16 protein-coding genes are annotated in these 22,375 nt (G+C 70.3%); 11 read left to right on the top strand and 5 right to left on the bottom strand.

Features of this window, described 5'->3' with window-relative positions; all coding sequences use genetic code 11:
• Positions 1–60: 60 nt before the first annotated feature.
• A complete protein-coding gene (locus tag OG223_RS47345) occupies positions 61–1,902 on the bottom strand; it encodes an APC family permease (RefSeq protein WP_329263272.1) in 1,842 nt (613 codons plus the stop codon).
• Positions 1,903–2,185: 283 nt separating this feature from the next.
• Here OG223_RS47345 and OG223_RS47340 point away from each other — a divergent pair, with 283 nt between their 5' ends.
• Complete coding sequence (locus tag OG223_RS47340) at positions 2,186–2,743, top strand: hypothetical protein (protein WP_443073807.1); 558 nt, start codon at positions 2,186–2,188, stop codon at positions 2,741–2,743.
• Between the two features lie 9 nt (positions 2,744–2,752).
• Here OG223_RS47340 and OG223_RS47335 read toward each other — a convergent pair whose 3' ends face one another.
• A complete protein-coding gene (locus OG223_RS47335) occupies positions 2,753–3,541 on the bottom strand; it encodes a DUF4118 domain-containing protein (protein ID WP_329263268.1) in 789 nt (262 codons plus the stop codon).
• A complete protein-coding gene (locus OG223_RS47330; RefSeq protein WP_329263266.1) occupies positions 3,541–6,066 on the bottom strand; it encodes an ATP-binding protein in 2,526 nt (841 codons plus the stop codon). Before OG223_RS47330 ends, OG223_RS47335 begins: the two co-directional genes overlap by 1 nt.
• A gap of 257 nt (positions 6,067–6,323) precedes the next feature.
• Here OG223_RS47330 and OG223_RS47325 point away from each other — a divergent pair, with 257 nt between their 5' ends.
• A complete protein-coding gene (locus tag OG223_RS47325) occupies positions 6,324–7,904 on the top strand; it encodes a Na+/H+ antiporter (protein WP_329263264.1) in 1,581 nt (526 codons plus the stop codon).
• A 157-nt stretch (positions 7,905–8,061) separates the two neighbouring features.
• Here OG223_RS47325 and OG223_RS47320 read toward each other — a convergent pair whose 3' ends face one another.
• Entirely contained in the window at positions 8,062–9,486 is a 1,425-nt protein-coding gene (locus OG223_RS47320) for a hypothetical protein (RefSeq protein WP_329263262.1), read from the bottom strand.
• Positions 9,487–10,111: 625 nt separating this feature from the next.
• Between OG223_RS47320 and kdpB the strand changes: the two genes are divergently transcribed.
• The 5 genes from kdpB to OG223_RS47295 all read left to right on the top strand — a co-directional run bounded on the left by kdpB (position 10,112) and on the right by OG223_RS47295 (position 17,995).
• On the top strand, positions 10,112–12,265 hold the full coding sequence (kdpB, locus tag OG223_RS47315; protein WP_329263259.1) for a potassium-transporting ATPase subunit KdpB: 2,154 nt from the start codon (positions 10,112–10,114) through the stop codon (positions 12,263–12,265).
• A 343-nt stretch (positions 12,266–12,608) separates the two neighbouring features.
• Entirely contained in the window at positions 12,609–13,421 is an 813-nt protein-coding gene (locus OG223_RS47310) for an SDR family NAD(P)-dependent oxidoreductase (RefSeq protein ID WP_329263257.1), read from the top strand.
• Between the two features lie 386 nt (positions 13,422–13,807).
• Positions 13,808–15,151 (top strand): aminotransferase class I/II-fold pyridoxal phosphate-dependent enzyme, encoded by a 1,344-nt coding sequence (locus OG223_RS47305; protein ID WP_329263255.1) that lies wholly within the window; start codon positions 13,808–13,810, stop codon positions 15,149–15,151.
• Positions 15,152–15,422: 271 nt separating this feature from the next.
• On the top strand, positions 15,423–17,375 hold the full coding sequence (locus OG223_RS47300; RefSeq protein WP_329263253.1) for an amino acid transporter: 1,953 nt from the start codon (positions 15,423–15,425) through the stop codon (positions 17,373–17,375).
• A gap of 101 nt (positions 17,376–17,476) precedes the next feature.
• Complete coding sequence (locus tag OG223_RS47295; RefSeq protein ID WP_329263251.1) at positions 17,477–17,995, top strand: hypothetical protein; 519 nt, start codon at positions 17,477–17,479, stop codon at positions 17,993–17,995.
• A gap of 63 nt (positions 17,996–18,058) precedes the next feature.
• Here the strand turns inward: OG223_RS47295 and OG223_RS47290 are convergent, their stop codons facing one another.
• The gene (locus tag OG223_RS47290; RefSeq protein WP_329263249.1) at positions 18,059–18,790 is read right to left on the bottom strand and encodes a MerR family transcriptional regulator; all 732 of its coding nucleotides are present in this window, start codon (positions 18,788–18,790) and stop codon (positions 18,059–18,061) included.
• Positions 18,791–18,844: 54 nt separating this feature from the next.
• Here OG223_RS47290 and OG223_RS47285 point away from each other — a divergent pair, with 54 nt between their 5' ends.
• From OG223_RS47285 to OG223_RS47270, 4 genes are all read left to right on the top strand, one after another.
• The gene (locus OG223_RS47285) at positions 18,845–19,132 is read left to right on the top strand and encodes a hypothetical protein (protein WP_329263247.1); all 288 of its coding nucleotides are present in this window, start codon (positions 18,845–18,847) and stop codon (positions 19,130–19,132) included.
• Between the two features lie 250 nt (positions 19,133–19,382).
• Positions 19,383–19,925, top strand: coding sequence for a DUF1707 SHOCT-like domain-containing protein (locus OG223_RS47280; protein ID WP_329263244.1), 543 nt, complete (start codon positions 19,383–19,385; stop codon positions 19,923–19,925).
• Between the two features lie 66 nt (positions 19,926–19,991).
• Positions 19,992–20,396, top strand: coding sequence for a DUF3592 domain-containing protein (locus tag OG223_RS47275; RefSeq protein ID WP_329263242.1), 405 nt, complete (start codon positions 19,992–19,994; stop codon positions 20,394–20,396).
• Positions 20,397–20,897: 501 nt separating this feature from the next.
• Complete coding sequence (locus OG223_RS47270) at positions 20,898–22,283, top strand: hypothetical protein (RefSeq protein WP_329263240.1); 1,386 nt, start codon at positions 20,898–20,900, stop codon at positions 22,281–22,283.
• Positions 22,284–22,375: the final 92 nt, after the last annotated feature.

The raw sequence follows: 22,375 nt of genomic DNA, 5'->3' as shown, positions 1-22,375 counted from the left end.
CTCTTACGGCATCTGCGCCGACCTGTGGCAAGGAGCCGCCGTAACGCGCGTCAGGCGGCGTCAGAACAGCCGGAAGCGCAGCCGGCAGATCACGGCGTCGGTCTCCTGGCGCACCGCGTGCGCGACGACGGCTCCCCGCTGGTTCTGCAGCAGCCGCTGCCACAGCCGCTCCGGCTCGGTCTCCGGGATGAGAACGGTGACCCGGGTGTCCGGCTCGGCCGCGGTGACCTCGCGGACGTAGGCGGCGATGGGACGGCCCAGGCTGCGGCGCTCGCACGTCAGCCGGACCAGCGGGATGCCCGGGTCCCACTCCGCCCACGCGCGCTCCAGGGCATGCATCTGGGCCCGGTCCTCCGGGTCGGGATAGCAGACGGTGACCGCACGGACCTCGTCGCCGAGGGAGGCGGCCGCGGTCAGGGCCTCGGAGGTGAGCCGGGAGAGGGAGGAGACCGGCACGATCACCACCGAGCGGTCTCGGTGCGGGTGTTCGGGGATGCGGCCGAGGCCGAGTCGTTCACCGATCCGTCGGTAAGCGCGGTGGACGGTCTCGAAGGCGAGCACCAGCAGGGGCAGGGCGATCACGATCAGCCAGGCGCCCTCCTCGAACTTCGACGCCGTGACGACGACGGTCGCGATGCCGGTGAGGACGGCGCCGAACCCGTTGAGCAGCGCCTTGCCCCTCCAGCCGGGTCCGCGCTCCAACCGCCAGTGTCTGACCATGCCCACCTGGGCGATGGTGAAGCCGACGAAGACACCGATGGCGAACAGCGGCACCAGGGTGTTGGTGTCACCACCGGAGAACACCAGCAACGCGGCCGAGACCACGGCGAGGGCGAGCACTCCGTGCCGGTGCACCTGGCGGTCGGCCTTCAGCGCGAACACGTGCGGCGCGTAGTTGTCCCGGGCCAGCAGCTTCAGCAGCACCGGCAGGCCGCCGAAGGACGTGTTGGCGGAGAGCGCCAGCAGGATCATCGTGGCGAACTGGATGACGTAGAAAGCCCAGTTGTGGCCGAGGGACGCGTCCGCGAGCTGGGCGAGGACGGTGACTCCCTGGACCGGCTGGAGGTGGAAGCGGGAGATCAGCACCGACAGACCGATCAGCATCACGCCGAGCACCGCCCCGAGGGCTACCTCCGCGCGCTGCGCACGCTTGACGCGCGGGCGGCGGAAGGACGGGACGGCGTTGGCGATGGCCTCCACTCCGGTCAGTGCGGCGCAACCGGAGGCGAAAGCTTTCAGCAACAGCAGTGCGCCCACCGTGGAGGCGTTGTCCGCGAGCGCCGAGGCGTGTCCCGCCGCGGTGGCGGTGCTCACCGGCTCGGACCGGAACAAGCCCACCGCTATGAGGACGAAGATGGAGCCGACGAAGACGACCGTCGGCACGATGAACGCCCTCGCCGACTCCACGATGCCCCGCAGATTCACGCCCGTGATCAGGGCGAGGACCGCCAGGCAGAGCCACAGCCGGTCGTCGTAGAGGGACGGGAAGGCGGAGGTCAGGGCGGCTACGCCGGCCGTGACGGCGACAGCCACGTTGAGGACGTAGTCCAGCACCAGAGAGGCTGCCGCGACCAGGCTCGTACGGGCGCCCAGGTGCGTCTTCGCGACGGCGTACGACCCGCCGCCGTCGGGGAACGCGGCAATCACTTGCCGGTACGAGGCGACCAGCACCGCCAGCAGGCCCGCGATGGCCAGCGTCACCGGGAGCGTGAAGCCGAGGCCGTGCCCACCCGCGGCGGCCAGGACGAGGACGATCGCCTCGGGGCCGTAGGCCACCGACGCCATGGCGTCCAGTGACAGCGCGGCGAGGCCGGTGAACGTGGTCAGGCGATGGCGTTCGCCGGTATCCGGTGGTTCCTCACCGGCGGGGACGGCGTCCGGCTCGGTCGTCAGGACGGACATGGGCGCGTGCTCCTTCTTCCAGGGCCACGCACAGGGGCTGAAGAGTGCGCGGTGCACTCCAGGTTCTGTCCGAATCCCGTCGCTTCCGACCGCTCCTTGCGGCATCTTCGCGCCGAGGGGCCAGACCTTGACGGGACCTTGACGGCCGTGTGACCTGCGCAACTGCCGTTCCGCCGCTGGGACTCCCATGTACCGCGGTCAGGGCGTCAAGAAGTAGCGGATATCCGTCAGAGGCTCATCAAAGTGTGCCGATCGGGTTCTCCGGATCTCTACCGTCACCGGTATGGGACGCCGCGACGACGCGCGACACCAACCGGTCGACGCAGACGGAGAGAAACCCGGTGAGGTGAGCAATGGCCTGCAGTGGACGCAGGAGTTGTGGAGTTCCGTCCGCTGCGCGGGCGTGCTGCTCGTCCTGCTCCTCCTGCTCGACTGGGGTACCGGTCGGCTCGATCCGTTGCGTGCCGCGCTGTGGCTGGGCCTGGCAGGGCTGCTGTTCGTCGCGTTGTGTCCCGCCCGGGTGTCCGCCGGCGAGGGCTGGCTGTCCTCGCGTCGGATGCTGCGGGAGCACAGGGTCCGTACGGATCTGCTGGTGTCCGTCCGCTGCCTGGACGGGATCTCGCAACGGCTCCTGCTGCGGGACGCGTTCGGTGGACGCGTCGAGATCGACCCGGACGTCCTCGTGGCCAATCCCCAGCTATGGCACCGCCTCGACGAGGACGCACGGAAGTCGGCGGCGGGCGGCACGCTGGTGTGCGGCGCGACCGCGCTGCGCCGTGTCTCGGAGCGCGTCGACCGCGAGACCGCCGAGTCCGTGTTCAGGGTCTCCGGCCTGGAGTAGCCACCACTGTCAGCCCTCCCGCACCGGCCCCGCCGTGTCCAGCGCCGCACCCGTCTGGTCGGCCAGGGTGACCGCCACCAGGCGTGCCTGGAGCGGGGGTACGGGGCCCGGGCCACGGGTCAGCATGAAGCGGCCGAGGTAGTGACCGTTGCCGTAGGTCCGCAGCTCGATCTCGTCCTGCGGCCAGGCGCTCGCCCCCGTCACGCTGCCGTCCTTCAGTAGCCGGGGCGGGCGGCCGATGAGGGTGCCGTACTCGAAGCGGCACGCACGCAGACCGAGCAGGTCGGTCAGCTCCTGGCGGACGTGGTCAACCACGGTGTCCGCGGAGTTGGCCGACTGGGCGAGGGCGGCCGTGCGGTGGATCCGGGACAGGTGATCCGCGTCGGTCACCGTGATGACCTCTAACCGGCGGGCCCGGGCGGCCAGTTGGGACACGATGACGCCGACGAGCAGCAGGAGCACCGCCGTCTCGACGTCGGCGGACGCGGTGATGTCGAACGTCTCGTACGGCCGGGTGAGGAAGAAGTCGAACCACGCTGCCGCGGACAGCGCCGCGAGCGCGCCCACCGTACGGCTGCCCAGCGCGGCGACCGCGACGACCACCACGACGAGGATGAGGGCGGCGTTGGTGTGGGACAGGTCCGTGCGGAACGGAACGAGCGCGAGGGCCACCAGGAACGGGGCGGCCAGGCCCACCGCCAGGGCGAGCCGGTCCCGCAGCGGCCAGGCACCCGTCGACGCGACGCGCGCTCCCTGCGTGCGGTGCAACAGCCACCATGTGCCGGTCTCGGTGCTCATCAGACACCTCCTATGCTCTGCGCACCCCGGGGGTGCGGGTACTCCGACGATTCGGTCCGTCCGGTCTGCTCGGTCTGTTCGGCGAAGGGCAGGGACACGACCATCGTCAGACCGCCGCCGGGAGTGTCCTCGGGAGTGAGGGTGCCGTTCATCGCCTCGGTCAGGCCGCGGGCGAGGGCCAGTCCGAGGCCGAGTCCGGTGGTGTTGTCCGTGTCGCCGAGCCGCTGGAACGGCTCGAAGAGCCGCTCCCGGCTGTCGGCAGGCAGACCGGGACCCCGGTCCACGACACGCAATTCGACCCGGCCGGCCAGTGCACTGGCGGTCACCAGCGCCTTCTGTCCCGGAGGCGTGTGGCGGGCGGCGTTCGCGACCAGGTTGGCGATCACGCGCTCCAGCAGCGGTGGATCGGCCCGCACCGCCGGAATCTCCTGTGTGTCCGCCACCTCGACGCCGGTCGTGTCCGCGAGCGCCATGGGGAGCACCTCCTCAAGCGTGGTGGCGCGGAGGTTCAGGGTGAGGACGCCGGCCTCCAGGCGGCTGAGGTCGAGGAGGTTCTCCACCAGCCGGTTGAGTTTGGCCATGGACTCGTCGGCGGTGGCGAGGAGTTCGTCGCGGTCCTCGGCGGAGAACTCGACGTCCCGGCTGCGCAGCGAGGTGACCGCGGCCCAGCCCGCGGCGAGCGGCGTGCGCAGGTCGTGTCCTACGGCCCGCAGCAGCGCCGTACGCATCCGGTCGGCGGCCTTCACCGGCTCGATCTCGGCGGCTGCTTCGGCGAGTTGGGCCCGTTCGACGGCGGAGCCGACGTGCGCGGCGAAGGCCGCCAGCACCCGCCGCTCGGAGGACGACAGAGTGCGGCCGGACAGGACGAGATACGCGCCGGGACCGGCCGGCACGGTTGTCACGCCGTTGGCGTCGGGCGGCTCGTCCACGAGCTCCGCCGACTCCATGCCGAAGGTCTCCCGCGTGCGCTCCAGCAGCGCCGGAATGGTCGCGCCGCCGCGCACGATGCTGCCCGCGAGGGACGACATCGTCTCCGCCTCGGCGGTGGCACGCGCCGAGCGCCGGGACAGTCGTAGGGAACGGTCCACGACGGCCGCCACGGTCGCCGCCACCACCGTGAACACCCCCAGTGCAAGCAGGGCGTTGGGGTCGTCCAGGGTGAACTGGCCGATGGGTGGGATGAACCAGTAGTTGAGCAGCAGCGACGCCGTCAACGACGCGATGACCGCCGAGGTGACGCCGCCTATGCAGGCGACCCCGACCACGGCGAGCAGGAACAGCAGGGCCTCGCTGGTGAGGTTGACCGTGCCGCGCACCTGCGCGAGGCAGACAGTGAGCAGCACCGGCAGCACAAGTCCCGCTACGGGCCCGGCAATCAGCCGTGCCGTCGAGAGGGTACGGCGCCGGGACGGCAGCAGCGTGCCGCGCCCGGCCCGCTCGTGCGTGACCCGGTGTACGTCGATGTCACCGGACAGCTCCGTCACGGTCTCACCCGTGCCGGGCCCGGTCAGGAACCGTTCCAGACGGCCCCGGCGGCTGGTACCGAGGACGAGTTGGGTGGCGTTCTCGGTGCGGGCGAACTCGACCAGGGCGGTGGCGACTCCGTCGCCGACCACCGAGTGGTAGCTGCCGCCCAGGTCCTCGACGAGCCTGCGCTGCCGGGCGAGCGAGGCGTGCGACACCCCGGCGGCGAGTCCGTCGCTGCGGGCCACGTGCACGGCGAGCAGATCACCGCCAACGGACCGGTCGGCGATACGGGCGGCCCGCCGGATCAACGTGTCGCCCTCGGGACCGCCGGTCAGCGCGACGACCACGCGCTCCCGGGTCTCCCACACCCCGCCGATGCCGTGCTCGGCGCGATAGGTGTGCAGGGCCTCGTCGACCCGGTCGGCGACCCACAGCAGCGCCAACTGCCGCAGGGCGGTGAGGTTTCCGGGCCGGAAGTAGTTGGCGAGGGCCGCGTCGATCTTCTCCGGCGTGTAGATGTTGCCGTGCGCCATGCGCCGCCGCAGCCCCTCGGGCGGCATGTCGACCAACTCGACCTGATGGGCACGCCGTACGACCTCGTCGGGCACCGTCTCGTGCTGCGGCACCCCGGTGATCTTCTCGACCACGTCGTTGAGTGAGGCCAGGTGCTGCACGTTCAGCGCGGTGACGACGTCTATGCCTGCGTCGAGCAGTGTCTCGATGTCCTGCCAGCGCTTGGCGTTGCGGCCGTCGCCCGGGACGTTGCTGTGGGCGAACTCGTCGACGATCGCGACCTGCGGGCGGCGGGCGAGGACCGCGGCCAGGTCCATCTCCTGGAAGTGTCCGCCACGGTAGGAGCAGCGGGCGCGGGGGACGACCTCCAGGCCGTCGAGCATCGCCTCCGTACCGGGGCGGCCGTGGCACTCGGCGAATCCCACCACCACGTCCGCCCCACGGGCGGCGCGGCGCCGTCCTTCGTCGAGCATGCGGTAGGTCTTGCCGACTCCGGGGGCTGCCCCGAGGTAGACCTTCAGTCGTCCGGGCCGTACGTCACTCATCGCCGCCGACGCGCTCCATCACTGGATCACTGAATCACTGGTTCAACATCAACTCCCCCTCTCATGAAGGGGGCTGTTCCTAAGGAAGCCCCTCTGGAGGCCGGGAGGTACGCGTGTTAGCGCTTCCTTGGCGCCGGTCCCGCGGACCTTGACACTGCCTTGACGTGACCTGCAGCGGATAGGGTGAAAGCGGTGTGCCGGGAAGCCTGGTCGGCAGGGGAGCCAAAGCGGCTCTCCTCGTAGTTCCAGGAGGCGGCATGCGCAGCGTAGGTACGGTTCTCGCCCTCGTGGTCCTCGCCACGATGGTGGCCACCTTCGCGCGCCGGTGGCGCATCCCCGCCCCGTCCCTGCTCGTGGTCGCCGGCCTCGGCGTGGCGCTGCTGCCGGGCACCCCTCAGATCGAGATCAGCCCCGAGATCATCGGCCTCGTGGTACTCCCGCCGCTGCTCTACGCCTCCGCGGAGGAAATGCCCTGGCGTGAGCTGCGGGCGGTGTGGAAACCGGTCGGGATCCTCTCCATCGGCCTGGTTCTGGCGTCCGCGGCGGCGGTCGGCGCGGTGGCGGCGCTGGTGACGCCGCTGTCGTGGCAGATGGCGTTCGTGCTGGGCGCGATCCTGGCCAGCACCGACCCGGTCGCCGTCACCGCGCTGGGCAGACGCCTCGCCCTGCCGCCGAAGGTCCAGGTCCTCGTGCAGGCGGAGAGTCTCTTCAACGACGCGACCTCCCTGGTGCTGGTCCGGGTGGCGGCGGGTATCGCCGTGGCGTCCACTGCCGCCAACTGGGGCGCGGCGGGCGGCGAGTTCCTGCTCCTGGCCGGCGGCGGCACACTGATCGGCGCGGCGGTGGCCGGCGTGATCGCCCTGATCCGGCGACGCACCGAGGACCCGGTCCTGGAGACGGTGATCGCCCTGGTCACCCCGTACGCGGCTTACCTGCTGGCGGAGGCGGCGCACACCTCGGGCGTGACTTCGTGCGTGGTGGCCGGCGTGGTCCTGGGCGGCCGGGGCGACCGTCTCACCAACGCTCGCATCCGGCTCCAACTGCACGCCGTCTACGGCACGGTGGTGTTCCTGCTGGAGAGCGTGGTGTTCTCGCTCATCGGTCTTGCCCTGCCCGCGCAGGTGCGGGCACTGGCCGACGGCGACGGTGCCTGGCCGCTGTACGCGCTCGCGGTGGCGGGCACGCTGATCGCCGTGCGCATGCTGTGGCTGGCCCCGCTGTCGGCGGTAGTGCAGCGCAAGGGCGGCATCACCCGCATGAACTGGCGGATCCCCGTGGTCCTGACCTGGGCGGGTACCCGAGGGGTCATGCCGTTGGCCGCCGCCCTGTCCATCCCCGAGGTCGCGCGGAACGGCACCGCCCTCGCAGAACGGCCGCTCGTCCTCGTCCTGACCACCTCGGTCGTGGTCGTCACCCTCGTCGTGCAGGGCTTCACCCTCGCCCCCGTCGTCCACCGCGCCGGCATCGCCCTCGAGCCCGCCCACACCGCGCGCGAGGAGGCCGAGGCCCGCTCCCACCTCGCCCACGCGGGACTGGCCCGCCTGGAGGAACTGGCCGAACTGGAGGTCGTACCGGACGTCGTCCTCGACCGGCTCCGCCGGGGCCTGGCCGCCCGCCTCGACGACTCCCGCGACCGCCTCGCGGAGCAGGACAGCGACAGCGAGACGGCCGCGACCGAGTCCGCCGACCTGGTCTACCGCCAGCTGCGCCGCGACCTGATCACCGTCGAGACGGGCGAACTCCAGCGCCTGTACGACGGCCACGCCATCAGCGACACCACCCGGCGTCGGCTGCAGCGGTCCCTGGACCTGGAGGAGACACGGCTGGCGGATGTGTGAGGGTCCGCTGGGGGTGCCGGGAGAGGTCGTTGGTTGGGTGCGGCCACGTCGTGGCTGGTCGCGCCCACGCGGCGGAGCCGCATATTGATACAGCCCCGCGCCCCTAAAAGGGGCGCTTCCAGCCCTCCGTCTCGGCAGGCCCCGCCGGACCTCGCCCCTAACGGAACTCAGCCAGCCTTGGCCGTACTCCGAGAGCCGTGAGAGCCATCGCGGTGAGCAACAGCCCTCCCGCCCAGGGAAGCAGGCCGGTGACCGCCGAGCGGCCCGCGTCGGTCGAGGCCGTGAAGTGGGCGCGGTTGATGTCGGTCACCTTGTCCAGCGCGGCCATCCATGTCCCGAAGTGCGCGTTGGAGGTGCCCGGTTCCCAGCCCATGCAGAACTCGACCGCCTGGTCCTCCTTGCCCGCGGCCAGCAGCGCGCGGATCTTGCGGTCGTCGCGTTGGTAGACGGCGTAGGTCTCCACGGTCTTCTCGGCCGCCACCCGCTCCCCCACGAAAGTGATGTTGTCCAGCTCGCGCCGGAACTCGCCCGTGAAGCGCAGGTCTTGGTGGTCGGACTCGTACGCCTGCCAGCTGGTGGCGAGTTCCGCGTCGTACGTCGCGAGGGTCGCGCCCTTGATGCCGTACAGCTCCTGCGACTTGGCGAGGAAGGAGGCGGCGTACTGCTCGCGGCGCCCGGGGTCCAGGAGATACCGGCTCTCGTCGGCGTTGGCGTCGTAGGCGATGGCCCGTGCGCGGGAGAGTGCGACGACGGAGTCGAAGGCGTCGCGCCGGGCTCCCCGCAGGTCGTCGGCCGTGGAGGTGAGCAGTTGGGCGCCGAGGATCACGGCGAGCAGAGTGCAGACGGTGGCGGCCAGCACGCCGGGGTTGAGGTTGCGCCCGAACCTGCGGGCGAGATACCACTGCAGGGCTCCGAGCACGACCAGCAGCAGCACACCGAGCGCGATGACGGCGATGAGTTGGGAGGACAGGGTAGATCGGGCGGAGCTGTACTCCGTGTCGAACGCCTTGTCGTTGGAGGACACCAACGTCCGTGCTGACGGGACGAGTTGCTGCTGCAGAAGGTCGGTGGCCTTGCGATAGTCGGCGAGCGCGGCCGCTTTGCCGCCGCGGTGGCCGTCGTTCTCCAGGGCCCGGCCGATCAGCTCCTGATACTCGGCGAAGCCGTCGGTGAGGGACTCCACGGTCTTCTCGTCGCTCCGGTCGCCCTGGGCCGCGACGGCGAGGGTGCGCAGATCGTGCCCGATCTCGTACCGGGCGTCGCCGTAGAAGCCGACGGCCTTCTGGTACGGCGTCTGCAGGCGCCCTTTGCCCGCGTCGCCGTTGGACAGAAGGATGTTGGCTGCCTGCGCGTCCATGTCGTTGAGGGCGAGATCGAGGTCGGCCGCGCTGGTGGTTCGGGGCGCGTCGCGGTCGGCCACGCTGTTCCAGGTGCCCATGGCGGCGAGTCCGGCGAACGTCAGCAGCAGCGCCAGAGCGGTGGCGAGCAGGACCGTGGCCGCGCGCAGGAGGCGCAGCCGCGCGGGCACGTGGGCCCAGTAGCGGCGGCGCAGAGCGGCCCACGCGGCCACGGTCTGCTGCACCGGGCGCTGCCCCGGACCGCCCGTCCGCGACGCCTCGTGTCGCTGCGGTCCGGGGCTGCCCCCTGGCGGGGTGACCGCTGGCTTCGATGGCTGCGCACCGGCCTCCGGCTGAGGTCTGTGCGATGTACCGGCCGTGATGGTCACGGTCCCTCCCCCGCAATGCCGAGGACGGTCGCCCCGCCCCCCGTTGCCACTCAGTCTGCGAGTGGATCAGGCCACGGACGGACTGTGTTGACGCCCTCCTGACGGCTGGTCGGCATTGTTTGACGGGGCCTTGACGACGCTCATGCCGGACCCGTATGAAAGCCGCAAATTCCTTGCTGAGCAGGGTTGTTCGGTCGATGGCCGCGGATAGATTCCTGTGGTTCGCCGCCGAGTCCGGGGCGTCGATGGTCTTGGCCGTTCCCTTGGTCCCGAAGCCGAAAGCGGCTCGCGGCGGCCTGATGCGTGCCCCGGAACGGCGGGCATCGGCGTGGGGCGTCCTGTCGTCCTCTCGCGCCGACGTCCGCGCACCACCGTGCGGGGCCGGGGCCCCGGCCCCGCACGTTCCCGTGATCGCTTCCCGCCCACCGACCAGTCCGCCGGCATGCCCTGACGCGTGCCGACGCCGAGCCACGAAGGTCTCATGTATCCCGCTGCGCCCAAGCAGGCCCCGCCGTCCCGCCCCCAGCGCACCTCGGGGCCCGGACCGGAAGGAGGAACGGGACGCCGCGCCCGGAGCGGGCTCTTCGAACCGGCCCAGCTCGTCCGCTCCTTCCCCGAGGCCCTCCGCAAACTGCACCCACGAACCCTGGTCAAGAACCCCGTGCTCTTCGTGGTGTCCGTGGGAGCCGCGCTGACCACCCTGTCCGCACTGCTCCACCCGGCCGTCTTCACCTGGGTGATCAGCGCCTGGCTGTGGCTGACCGTCGTCTTCGCCAACCTCGCCGAAGCCGTCGCCGAGGGCCGCGGCAAGGCGCAGGCCGAGTCGCTGCGCAGGGCGCGTACGGACACGGTCGCGCTGCGGCTGCTCGACTGGCGTTGGGGCACCGACCTGCGCAGCGCCCGCACCGAGGCAGTCGCGGCCACCGAGCTGAAGCCGCTGGACGTCGTACTCGTCGAAGCGGGCGAGATGGTCCCGGCGGACGGAGATGTAGTCGACGGCGTCGCCGCAGTCGACGAGTCGGCGGTCACCGGTGAGTCGGCGCCCGTGATCCGGGAGGCGGGCGGCGACCGCAGCGGCGTCACGGGCGGTACGACCGTCCTGTCCGACCGGATCGTGGTGCGGGTCAGCGCCCGCCCCGGCCACAGCTTCCTGGACCGGATGATCGCCCTGGTCGAGGGCGCGAACCGGCAGAAGACCCCGAACGAGATCGCCCTTAACATCCTGTTGGCGTCGCTCACGATCATCTTCCTGCTGGTCGTGGTCACGCTCCAGCCGATGGCCGAGTACGCCAACGCCGGTCAGTCGACGACGGTCCTGGTCGCCCTGCTCGTCACGCTCATCCCGACGACGATCGGCGCCCTGCTGTCCGCGATCGGCATCGCCGGCATGGACCGGCTGGTGCAGCGCAACGTGCTCGCCATGTCGGGCCGGGCCGTCGAGGCGGCCGGTGACGTGAACACCCTGCTACTCGACAAGACCGGCACCATCACCCTCGGCAACCGCGAGGCTGTCGCGTTCGTCCCGCTGCCCGGCATCGACGAGCGACAGCTCGCGGACGCCGCACAGCTCTCCTCACTGGCCGACGAGACACCCGAGGGCCGCTCGGTCGTCGTCCTGGCGAAGAACGCGTACGACCTACGAGCCCCCGCCGAGGGCGAGTTGGCGAACGCCCGCTGGGTCGCCTTCAGTGCGCAGACCCGAATGAGCGGGGTCGACCTGCACTGGGACAACGGAGCTGTGTGCGCCATCCGCAAGGGCGCCGCCCAGCAGGTGATCGACTGGGCGCAGATGTACGGCGGGCAAGTCCCGCCGGAGGCACGGCACTTCGCCGACTCCGTGGCCGCCTCGGGCGGTACGCCTCTCCTGGTAGCCGTGCACGACTGGGACGGGCCGCGCGTCCTGGGCCTGATCCACCTCAAGGACGTCGTCAAGGACGGCATCCACGAACGCTTCGCGGAGCTGCGCCGCATGGGCATCCGCACCGTCATGATCACCGGCGACAACCCGCTCACCGCCCGTGCCATCGCCCAAGAGGCAGGCGTGGACGACTATTTGGCCGAGGCGACTCCCGAAGACAAGCTCGCGCTGATCAAGCGGGAGCAGGAAGGGGGCAAGCTGGTCGCGATGACCGGTGACGGTACGAACGACGCGCCCGCGTTGGCTCAGGCGGACGTCGGCGTCGCGATGAACACCGGCACGTCGGCCGCGAAGGAGGCCGGCAACATGGTCGACCTCGACTCGAACCCGACCAAGCTCATCGAGATCGTCGAGATCGGCAAGCAACTCCTCATCACCCGAGGCGCGTTGACCACGTTCTCCATCACCAACGACGTCGCGAAGTACTTCGCGATCATCCCGGCGATGTTCGCGGGCGCGTATCCGGGCCTCGGGTCGCTGAACGTGATGGGCCTGCACAGCCCCACGTCCGCGATCACCTCGGCGATCATCTTCAACGCGCTGATCATCGTCGGACTGATCCCGCTCGCGCTGCGCGGGGTGCGCTACACGCCCTCATCGGCGCACGACCTGCTGCGCCGCAACCTGCTGCTGTACGGGCTCGGCGGGCTGGTGCTGCCCTTCCTGGGCATCAAGCTGATCGACCTGCTGATCTCCGGGGTGCCTGGCCTTGGCTGAACCCCGCCCGCTGCCGCTCGGGCCCGACCGTCAAGGACACGTATGCGCACGTCAGAAGCCCGTCAGGGTAGGGCGATCGGGCTTGCTCGCAGTCTGCGGGACGGCTTCCATGGATGACGTGAACAGCGCCTGGCTCCTCTTCGACCGGCCGCCGAGTCCCGCTCGGCCGTCCAGTCCTGCGCCGCGCTGTGCGGAAATGCCCGCGTCCGTGTCCCACTGACGCGTTCCGCATCCCTCCGGGGCGCCGTGACTCCTGTCCGGCGCCCCGCCCGTCTTTCCTTCCGCACGCCCAACTGCCCCGGGCCGGGGCTCTGTTCGCGTGCCATCAACCCCGGATTGGATCATGTCCGACTCCACTCTTTCGTCCCGCACCGTCCTCGTCACCGGCGCCACCGCCGGCATCGGCTACGAGACCGCCCGGCAGCTGGCCGAGCGCGGCGCAACCGTGCTGCTGCACGGCCGTACCGCCGAGGACGCCCGCGCCGCATCCGATGCGCTCATCGCCACAGCGGGCATCGCGGGGGACCAACTCCGCACGTACGCAGCTGACTTCGCCCACCTCGACGAGGTCGAGACCCTCGCCGGCACGGTCGTCGCCGAGCACCCCCACCTGGACGTGCTCGTCAACAACGCCGGCATGGCCGCCCCGGAGCGGCACACGGTCACCGCCGACGGCAACGAGATCGCGTTCCAGGTCAACTTCCTCGCCCACTACCTGCTCACCTGTCTGCTGGAGCCGGCGCTCACCAGCGACCCCGGCGGCCGCGTGGTCAACGTCTCCTCGGCCCTGCACCGAACAGGCTCCATCCAGTGGTCCGACCCCAACCGCACCCGCCGCTACTCCCGGCTCGCCGCCTACGCCCAGTCCCAACTGGCCCTGACGGTCTTCGCGGCCGACCCGCGTGTCACCGCCGTCTCCGTGCACCCCGGCGTCTGCGACACGGCGATGCTGCCGCTGTACTCGCACGAGGGCATGTCGCCTGCCGAGGGTGCCGCGCACGTGGTCCGGCTGTGCGACCCGGCCGTCGAGATCGTCAACGGCGCGTACTACGACCGCGACGCCCGCATCGAACCGGCCCTGGCCGCCACCGAGGACCGCACCGTCAAGCGCCTGAACAAGCTCGCGGACCTGCTCGTCGGCCGCAGCGCCGCCTGAACCGCCCTTACCCGAAGGAGAGTTGACGTCCGTGTCCAAGCGTGCCCGCAAGAAGAAGGCGCGTCGCAAGAAGAAGGCCAACCACGGAGGCAAGGCCGGCCAGCACTGACGGAACGCCGTCTGCCGAGGGGTGGGCGACGAGGAGCAGCGTTGCTCTCGCTTCTCGCCCGCCCCTGCCGTACGGCTTCCGGGAGGCATCGATGAAGGTGTCGGAACTCCCCCGCGTCAGCCCGGCGTTAGAAAGCGCTCCCATTCGATCAAGAAGCCGTCAGTACGGACTCTGCCCCAGGGCTCGGCCCCATAGCGTCACCGTGGGCCCACCGACCCGGCGAGATCCGCCAGGGCGCGGGCCTGCACCTCCCTCTTCACAGGAGAAGACGCAGAACATGACGACCACTGTGCCCGCCACCCCCACACAGGCCGGGCCGGACGACGGCCGACAGGCCGATGCCCGCGAGAAGGACATCATGCGGTTCCGCACGGTGTCCGGACCCGATCTCACCACCCGGAACGACGCCTACCTCGCCTGGCAGCGGGACCGCGAACAGGCCGACCTGTGGCCCTACTTCCGCCGCTACGACACCGCCCTGACCACCCGCGCCACCGTCGTCTCCGACACCGGCGTGATCACCGAGGGCCCCAACTTCGGCGGCCAGGACTACCTGTCCCTCACCGGCCACCCCACCGTCCTCGACGCCGCCCACCAGGCCCTGCGCGACTACGGCCCCCTCACCGCCGGCTCCCCCGCCCTGGGCGGCGCGACCCCCATCAGCAGGGCGCTGGAAGCCGGTCTCGCCGAGGCCCTGCGCACCGAGCACGTGGCACTCTTCCCCACCGGCTGGGCGTCCGGCTTCGGCACCATCCGGGCCTTGATGCACCGCCGCGACCACATCCTGCTCGACAAGCTCTCCCACGACTCGCTGCGCCAGGGCGCCGCCGCCAGCGGGGCGACCGTGGAGTTCTTCCGGCACCTCGACAACGACGCCGTACGACGCCACCTGGCCGGCATCCGCGCCACCGACACCACCAACGCCGTCCTCGTCGTCACCGAGGGCGTCTTCTCCATGGACTCCGACACCCCGCAACTGGCCGAACTGCTGGGCATCTGCCGCGAGTTCGGCGCCCAGCTGATGGTCGACGTCGCCCATGACTTCGGTGCCATGGGCGAGTCCGGCGGCGGCCAGCTGGAGGTGCACGGAATCCTCGGCAAGGTCGACTTCGTGGTCGGTGCCTTCTCCAAGACGTTCGCCACCACCGGCGGATTCCTGGCGACCCCGTCGGCCTCGGCTCGGGAGTTCGTGCGGATGTTCGGCGGCCCGCAGACCTTCTCCAGCGCCATCACCCCCGTACAGACCGCGGTGGCCCTCGCGTCCCTGTCCATCGTGAACTCGCCCGAGGGTGCCCGGCGTCGGGCGGCGGTCGCGGCCGTCGCCACCCGCCTGCGCGAGGGACTGACCGCCCGCGGTCTGGAGGTCATGGGCGACGTGGTCTGCCCGGTCGTCCCGGTCCTCATCGGCGACACCCCCACCGGCCGTACCGCCTCCGGCCTCATCGCCCGCGCCGGCCTCGTCGCCCACCTCGTCGAACAACCGGCGGTCGCCTCCGACGCGGCACGCTTCCGCATGCAGGCCATGGCGGACCACAGCGACGCCGACGTCGACACCGCGATCGACATCCTCGACACCTGCATCCGCGAGGCCCGGCAAGCCGCCACCCCAACCCGCGTCTGAGTCCTGACATACCCCTGCGGCCGGGCGGAACCTCTTGAGGCGTTCCGCCCGGTCGCGGGTAGCCGACCCCCCAACGAAATGACGTTGGGTGTCCGGCCCCGACCTCCCAGTCCCGATGTTCCATCGGCACGCACCAGCCGCTCTTAACGGAGTCCTAACGCTCGTGCAGCGCTCTCCCCGTGTGCTCAGGCGTCACTCTCTGCCTACGCTGGTGCCACCGTCCGCGTGATGGCCGGAACCCCACGCCGACCCGCGCACCAGGAGCACGCCGATGGTCGCCACCGAACACCCACCGCGTCGTATGCGTGCGTGGATGCTGGAGGGCCTGGCCGACATGGGCAGGACCGGCGGCCACACCGGACCCCATGCCGAACCGGAGCCCCCGCACAAGGGCCAACGCTGGTGGCGGGTCATGTGCCTGACCGGTGTCGACTACTTCTCCACCCTCGGCTACCAGCCCGGCATCGCGGCCCTCGCCGCCGGCCTGCTCTCCCCGATCGCGACCATCGTGCTCGTCGTGGTCACGCTGGCCGGCGCCCTGCCGGTCTACCGGCGGGTGGCCGAGGAGAGCCCGCACGGTGAGGGTTCCATCGCGATGCTGGAGCGGCTGCTGTCGTTCTGGAAGGGCAAGCTGTTCGTCCTGACCCTGCTCGGGTTCGCGGCGACGGACTTCCTGATCACCATCACCCTGTCGGCCGCCGACGCCTCAACCCACCTGGTCGAGAACCCGCACCTGACCAGCACCCTGCACGACAAACAAATGCTGATCACCCTCGTCCTCGTGGCCCTGCTCGGCGCGGTGTTCCTCAAGGGCTTCCTGGAGGCCATCGGCGTCGCGGTCGTCCTCGTGGCCGTCTATCTCGCGCTGAACGTCGTGGTCGTGATCGTCGGTCTGTGGCACGTCGGCGCCGCGGGCCATGTGGTCACCGACTGGTCGAGCGCATTGACAGCCGAGCACGGAAACGTGTTCGCGATGGTCGGTGTGTCCCTGCTGGTCTTCCCCAAGCTGGCACTCGGCCTGTCCGGCTTCGAGACCGGGGTCGCCGTCATGCCCCATGTGAAGGGCGACGACAGCGACACGGAGGAGAACCCCAAGGGGCGTATCCGCGACACCAAGAAACTGCTCACCGCCGCCGCGATCATCATGAGCGTCTTCCTGATCGCCACCAGCTTCATCACCACATGGCTGATCCCGGAGAAGGAGTTCGAGTCCGGCGGCCGGGCCAACGGCCGCGCCCTGGCCTATCTGGCGCACCAGTATCTGGGCGGCGCCTTCGGCACGGTCTACGACGTCTCGACGATCGCCATCCTGTGGTTCGCAGGCGCCTCCGCGATGGCCGGCCTTCTCAACCTCATGCCGCGCTACCTCCCCCGCTACGGCATGGCCCCGCACTGGGCCCGCGCCGTCCGGCCGATGGTGATCGTCTTCACCCTGATCGGCTTCCTGGTCACCTGGATCTTCGACGCGAACGTGGACGCCCAGGGCGGCGCCTACGCCACCGGTGTCCTGGTGCTTATGTCCTCGGCGGCGATCGCGGTGACCATTGCCGCTCGCCGCGCCGGACAGCAGGGTTTGACCATCGGCTTCGCCGTCGTCTCGGCGGTCCTCCTCTACGTCACCGGGGCGAACGTCGTCGAGCGCCCCGACGGCGTCAAGATCGGCGCCTGCTTCATCGCCGGCATCATCCTGGTCTCCCTGCTGTCCCGGCTGGCCCGCGCCTTCGAACTCCGCGTCACCAGCGTGCAGTTGGACCCCATGGCGGAACGGTTCGTCCGGGACATCTCCAGCCGCAAGATCCGTTTCCTCGCCAACGAGCCCGACCGGCGCGACAAGGCCGAGTACCGGGACAAGATCGAACAGATCCGCAACGACAACGACCTGCCCGAGCAAGAGGACTTCGTCTTCGTCGAGGTGACGGTCCTCGACGCCTCCGAGTTCGAGGCGGGCCTCACCGTGCGCGGCGAGGTGCTGCACAACCGCTACCGGGTGCTGACCCTGGAGTCCTCCTCCATCCCCAACGCCCTGGCCGCGCTCCTACTGCACGTCCGCGACACGACAGGCTGCATCCCGCACATCTACTTCGAGTGGACCGAGGGCGGGCCCTTCGCCAACTTCCTCCGCTTCTTCCTCTTCGGCCAGGGCGAGGTCGCCCCGGTCACCCGCGAGGTCCTGCGCGAGGCGGAACCGGACCGGACCCGCCGACCGCGCGTCCACACCGGCTGAGCGGCCTCGCCGTCAGGATCCCGTCAAGATTCGCCGGTACGCCGTCAGGGGCCCGTCAGCGCCGGTCGCTCAGGTGCACACACGCGCCTAGCGTCGGCGCCATGAGGCACAACAGACCGGTGATCCAAGCCGGCGACCGCCACTGGCGTGGCAGCGCCCGGCTGGCGGTGAGCTGTGCCCTGCTGTTCTGCGCCATGAGCCTTCTGGTCGACTGGGACGCGGGAAGCCTGACGCCACTCCGCGCCCTGCTCTGGGTCACCATGTCGGCCGCCGTATGCGTCGTCCTCCTGCCGCAGCGGGTGAGTGCGGGCCCCGGCTGGGTGGCGGTACGGACCCCTTGGCGCCGGCACGTGGTCCGCACGGACGGCCTGGCAGCCGTACGACAGTACGAGGGCGTCTCCTCCCACCTGGTCCTGCGCGACGTCCACGGCCACAGCGTGGAACTCGACCCCCGGGTCCTCGCCGCCAACCCCCTGCTCTGGCACGAACTGGACACGGGCGTCCGCCGCTCCCTGGAACGCGGAACGCTCCGCCAGGGAGCAGACGTCCTCGACCGACTGGGCCGACGCATCGACGACGAGACGGCACGGGCGGTCCTACGGGAGTCGGGACTTTCCTGACATCGCGAGAGAGCACTGACTGATTTCCGCACGCGGCCCGGACCTGCCTCCGTGCACGTCGAGTTACGCGTCCAGTTGTGCGCGGATGAGCGTGTCGAGTCGCTGCCATGCCGGGGACGAGGCGTTGACCGTGCCCTGGATCAGCGCCGGGATCTCGGAGGCTGTGTCCAGCTGGGGCACTTCGTCGGGTCCGTAACGTTCCCGATGAGCCTCGGCGATTCGGCGGGCGAGGTCGTCGATGCGGGGATCGTCGGGGGCGAGGTCGTGCGCGTGATCGTAGTCGAGGAAGAGCCGCCGTAGCGCCGGGTCGGCCAGGGTCTCGGCCTGATCGTGGAACAGGGTGATCGCGTGGTCCAGGTGGGTGGCGAACACGAGGATCCACAGGTCGCGTTGCAGGTCCACCCATCGAGGAGTGAATCCCCAGCCGGCAAGGCGCTCCAAGTGGGCACCGACCTCGGCTGGCAGCGGTGCCAACTGCCCGGCTGCGAGACCGCGCAGGCGACCCCGCGTTGCCCGCAGGCCATGGATGCGGGCGGTGAGGTCGTCATCGATCTCGCGCAGTGCCTGCTGGAACTCCTCGTCGGTCGCCGACCGCAGGTCCCGGATCCGGGCCAGGGGAACGCCGGCCTCGGCGAGCGTGCGGATCTTGATCAGGTCGATGGCGTCGCTCGCGCCGTACCGCCGGTAGCCGGACGCATCACGGTCGGGTTCGGGCAGCAGCCCCTTGTCGTGGTACACGCGGATGGTCTTGGTCGACACCCCGACATACTTGGCCAACTGTCCGATCGTGATCACCCGGCCATCGTCCCACTTGACCTTTCCCCTGGGGCAGGGCTGCAGCATGGGGGCATGGCGAACACGAACATCGACCGGGAGACCTTGCGCGAGCTGGCCGACGAGGGCAACGAGACCGCCCTGGACCGGCTGGCCGACCTCGTCGACGCGGCCGGCGACCTCGGAGAGCTGAGCGAGCTGTTGGACGAGGGATCCATGCGCGCCGGGTTCCTGCTCACCCGACGCGCGGTGGCGACCGGCGACCTGCGCGAGCTGCAACGGATCTCCGACGCCGGGTACGACGAAGCCGGGGACGAGCTGGAGCGGCTGCTGAAGGCACCGGCAGACGGGCAGGGGGACTGACAATCGACCGGCCGCTTCAGCCGAACTCCACGCCGCGGCCATGAAGTTCGGCTCGCGGTCGGCGCGCTCAGCCGCAGTGCGCGGCCCGGCCGAACTCCCGCGCGTGAGCGAGGCAGTGCTACGACCACTTGGGTTCGGCGGGTCGGACGGTCAAGGCCAGGTTGTCGAGCGGTCGGCCTCCCCCTCGGATGCATTGCCCACTGCGGGCCTCGGCACGTTCGCACCGCCGGCGCCGCACTACAGTGAAACGGTGACGTCCCTGCCGGAAGACCCGCCGCCACGGATCAGCGAAGCCGACCGCGACACGGCCGTGCAGCGCCTGCAGGAGGCGTACGCCGAAGGGCACATCTCGCACAAGGAGATGGACGGACTCCTCCACCAGGCGCTCACCGTCACGACGCACGGCGAGCTCGTGTCAACCATGGTCTCGCTCCCGGCGGAGAAGCCTGCCACCACGTCCACAATCGCCGCCGCCAGCGGGTGGATCCGGCGACGCGGCGCATGGCGAGTACCGCGGACCCTCAAGGTCGAGTCCGCATTCGGAAAGGTCAAACTGGACCTGTCCCGGGCGGTCTTCGAGCACCCTGTCGTCGACATCGAGCTGCAACTCCCGTACGGCAGGGCCAGAATCACGGTGCCTCGCGACGCGATCGTCGAGATCGAGGATCTGCGCACCGAGTGGAAGGACCCGAGATACAAGCCCCGGCGGCCCACCCTTCCGGGCGGGCCGAGGATCCGGATCTCCGGAGTCATGGGGTACGGACGGCTGAAGATCCGCCACGCCCGGCGCTGAGGCCCCCGTGCACGATGGACACTCACCGTGCAAGGACGGACTCCGCACAACGGAGGGAGACCCCGGATGCCGCAGGGAGCCGTCATCACGATGGCCGGATTCACCGGCGTGAGTGGCACGGTCGCGCTGCTGACGGGCCTCGTCGGTCTGCACCGGATCCGTCGACTGGGCCGCGCGGGCGTGGATGCGTGGGCGCTGGTGAAGCGCACCGGCCCGATCGCGGGCGAGGACGACCGACGGCCGGTACTGCAGTACACGACCGAGGATGGCAAGGTCATGGAGGTCAGCTCCCCCGTACCCGCGTCCAGGCGTCATCCTCTGACCGACGGCAGCCATGTGCTCGTCAGATACGACCCCGAAGATCCCCGCGAGTTGGTGTTGTACGGCCGCGAGCGCGCGATATGGGAGTACGCGATGGCGGGCTTGGGCGCCGCCTTCATTCTCCTGGGCGCGGGTCTGCTCCTCGGATAGTTGGCGATCTCTCACGAAGTGATCCGCCGACACGAGCGGGCGGCGTCGGCATGTGCACGGCGGGCGCCGACGCCGTCTCGTTCTCCCGCGTACGGGTCGGCTGTTCGGACAGCCCCTCCCGGCTCTCCCGTCCCGCCCACCCCCTCGGCACCGCGTCAAGGTCCCGTTGATGCGGCGTCAAAGTCGCGACAAGACAGGGTTGTTCCCCGTTCGAGGCGTAAGAGTGGCGCTCGCGGAAGGCGCGGCGCAGGCCGCTCCGCAGTGCGAAGGGGACTCAACGCAATGCCGGACACCAGCGCCACGGAACAGCGCCCTGCGGCACCGCCCCAGGCGTCGGCTCCGATGGGGGCCAACTCCCCCCGGCCTTCCCGAGGGAGGCACCGCGAACCGCGTGTCTCCCCCAACAGCCGAATACGCCGGCCACTCCGCGGAATACGCAGGCCGCGCCTCAGACCGCCGAAGCTGTGGCGCGGCCGCCTCCCGACAACCGTCCCCCAGTGGTTGAGACTGCTGCGCGGCGCCACGTTGAGCGCCTCGGCCCTGCTCATCGTCGCGCTCGTCGTGACCGGTCTGTTCGCACGCTCCTCCTGGTCGGACATCCGGAACCATTCCGCACCCCAGATCACCAGCGCCACCGGCCTGTACTTCACGCTCAACGACATGGACGCCCAGCTCGCCAACCAGCTGATGTTCGGCACCAGTTCGGAACTCACCGACGACCGCAGCACCGCCGCCCACATCTACAACCAGCGGCGCAACCAAGCCGGCGTCTACCTCCGAGACCTCTCGGTCGCCGCCCAGGGTGATCCGGTGGCCGAAGCGTCCGTCGCGCAGGCCATCGCCGACTTCGGCAGTTACGAGGAAGGCGCGTCCCACGCGCTGCTCCTCGGCAAGCAGAAGGGCTACGCCGCAGGGAAGACCGACCCGGGCACACTGGCCGCCTACCGGTCCACCACGGACCTGATGCGCACCCGCCTCCTCCCGGAGGCCGACCAACTGGTCACAGCGAACAACATCGCCTTCAACACGACCTACACCACCACCACGGACAAGCTGTCCTCGGCCCGGATCGCCGTCCTCACCGCCGGCCTGCTGCTGACCGTCGTACTCCTCGTCCTCCAGCTCTTCCTCGCCGTCCGGTTCCGACGCCTCGTGAATCCGGCCCTGGCGGCCGCGGTCCTGATCGCCATCGGCGTCTCCATCACCGCGACCGTGCAGATCTCCGGCCAGCAGGAGTACCTGCACGGCGCTCGCCGCGACGCCTACGACTCGGTCGTCGCCCTCACCCGGGCCCGCGCCGTCGCCTACGACGCCAACGCCGACGAGTCCCGCTACCTGCTGGACCAGCCGAACGCCGCCGAACACGAACAGCACTTCTTCGACAAGACCCAGCAGCTCATGCATCTGCCCGGCGCCACCATCCGCGTCTGGGACGCCCGGTCCGCCGCCGCCATGAACGCCTACCGGGCCGATCAGGAAGACCTGCCTTTCACCGGCTTCTTCGGCGACGAGTTCCGCAACATCACGTTCAAGGGCGAGCGCAAGCAGGCCGAAGTCGTCGTCGCCGCCTACCAGGTGTACCAAAAGGACGACCGCCGCATACGCGCCCTCGCCACCTCCGGGGACCTGACCGGGGCGATCGCGTACTGCGTGAGCTACAAGCCCGGCGATTCCAACTGGGCTTTCGGGCAGTTCGACACCGCACTGCAGAAACTGATCAAAATCAACACGGATGCCTACGAGAAGTCCGCCGCCGGAGGTGCCGGCAGCGCGCTGTCCGGACCGCTGGGCCTCTCCGGCGCCGTGTTCGTCATCGCCGCCCTCGCCGTCATCGGTCTGCGCCGCACCCTGGCCGAGTTCCCTCCGTTCGGGCGCGAGAGTGCCTGACATCGGCTTGCGGGGTGATTTCCGTGCCGCGGACCCGCTGGAACCACCCCGCCGTCCAGAAGACTCGCGGGCCCCGGGAGAGGCGGTGACCT

This window comes from Streptomyces sp. NBC_01478 (genome assembly GCF_036227225.1).
In the GTDB taxonomy this organism is placed as follows: Bacteria; Actinomycetota; Actinomycetes; order Streptomycetales; family Streptomycetaceae; genus Streptomyces.
Note: the sequence above shows the minus strand (reverse complement) of the source record. Positions and strands in the feature narration are given on the sequence as shown.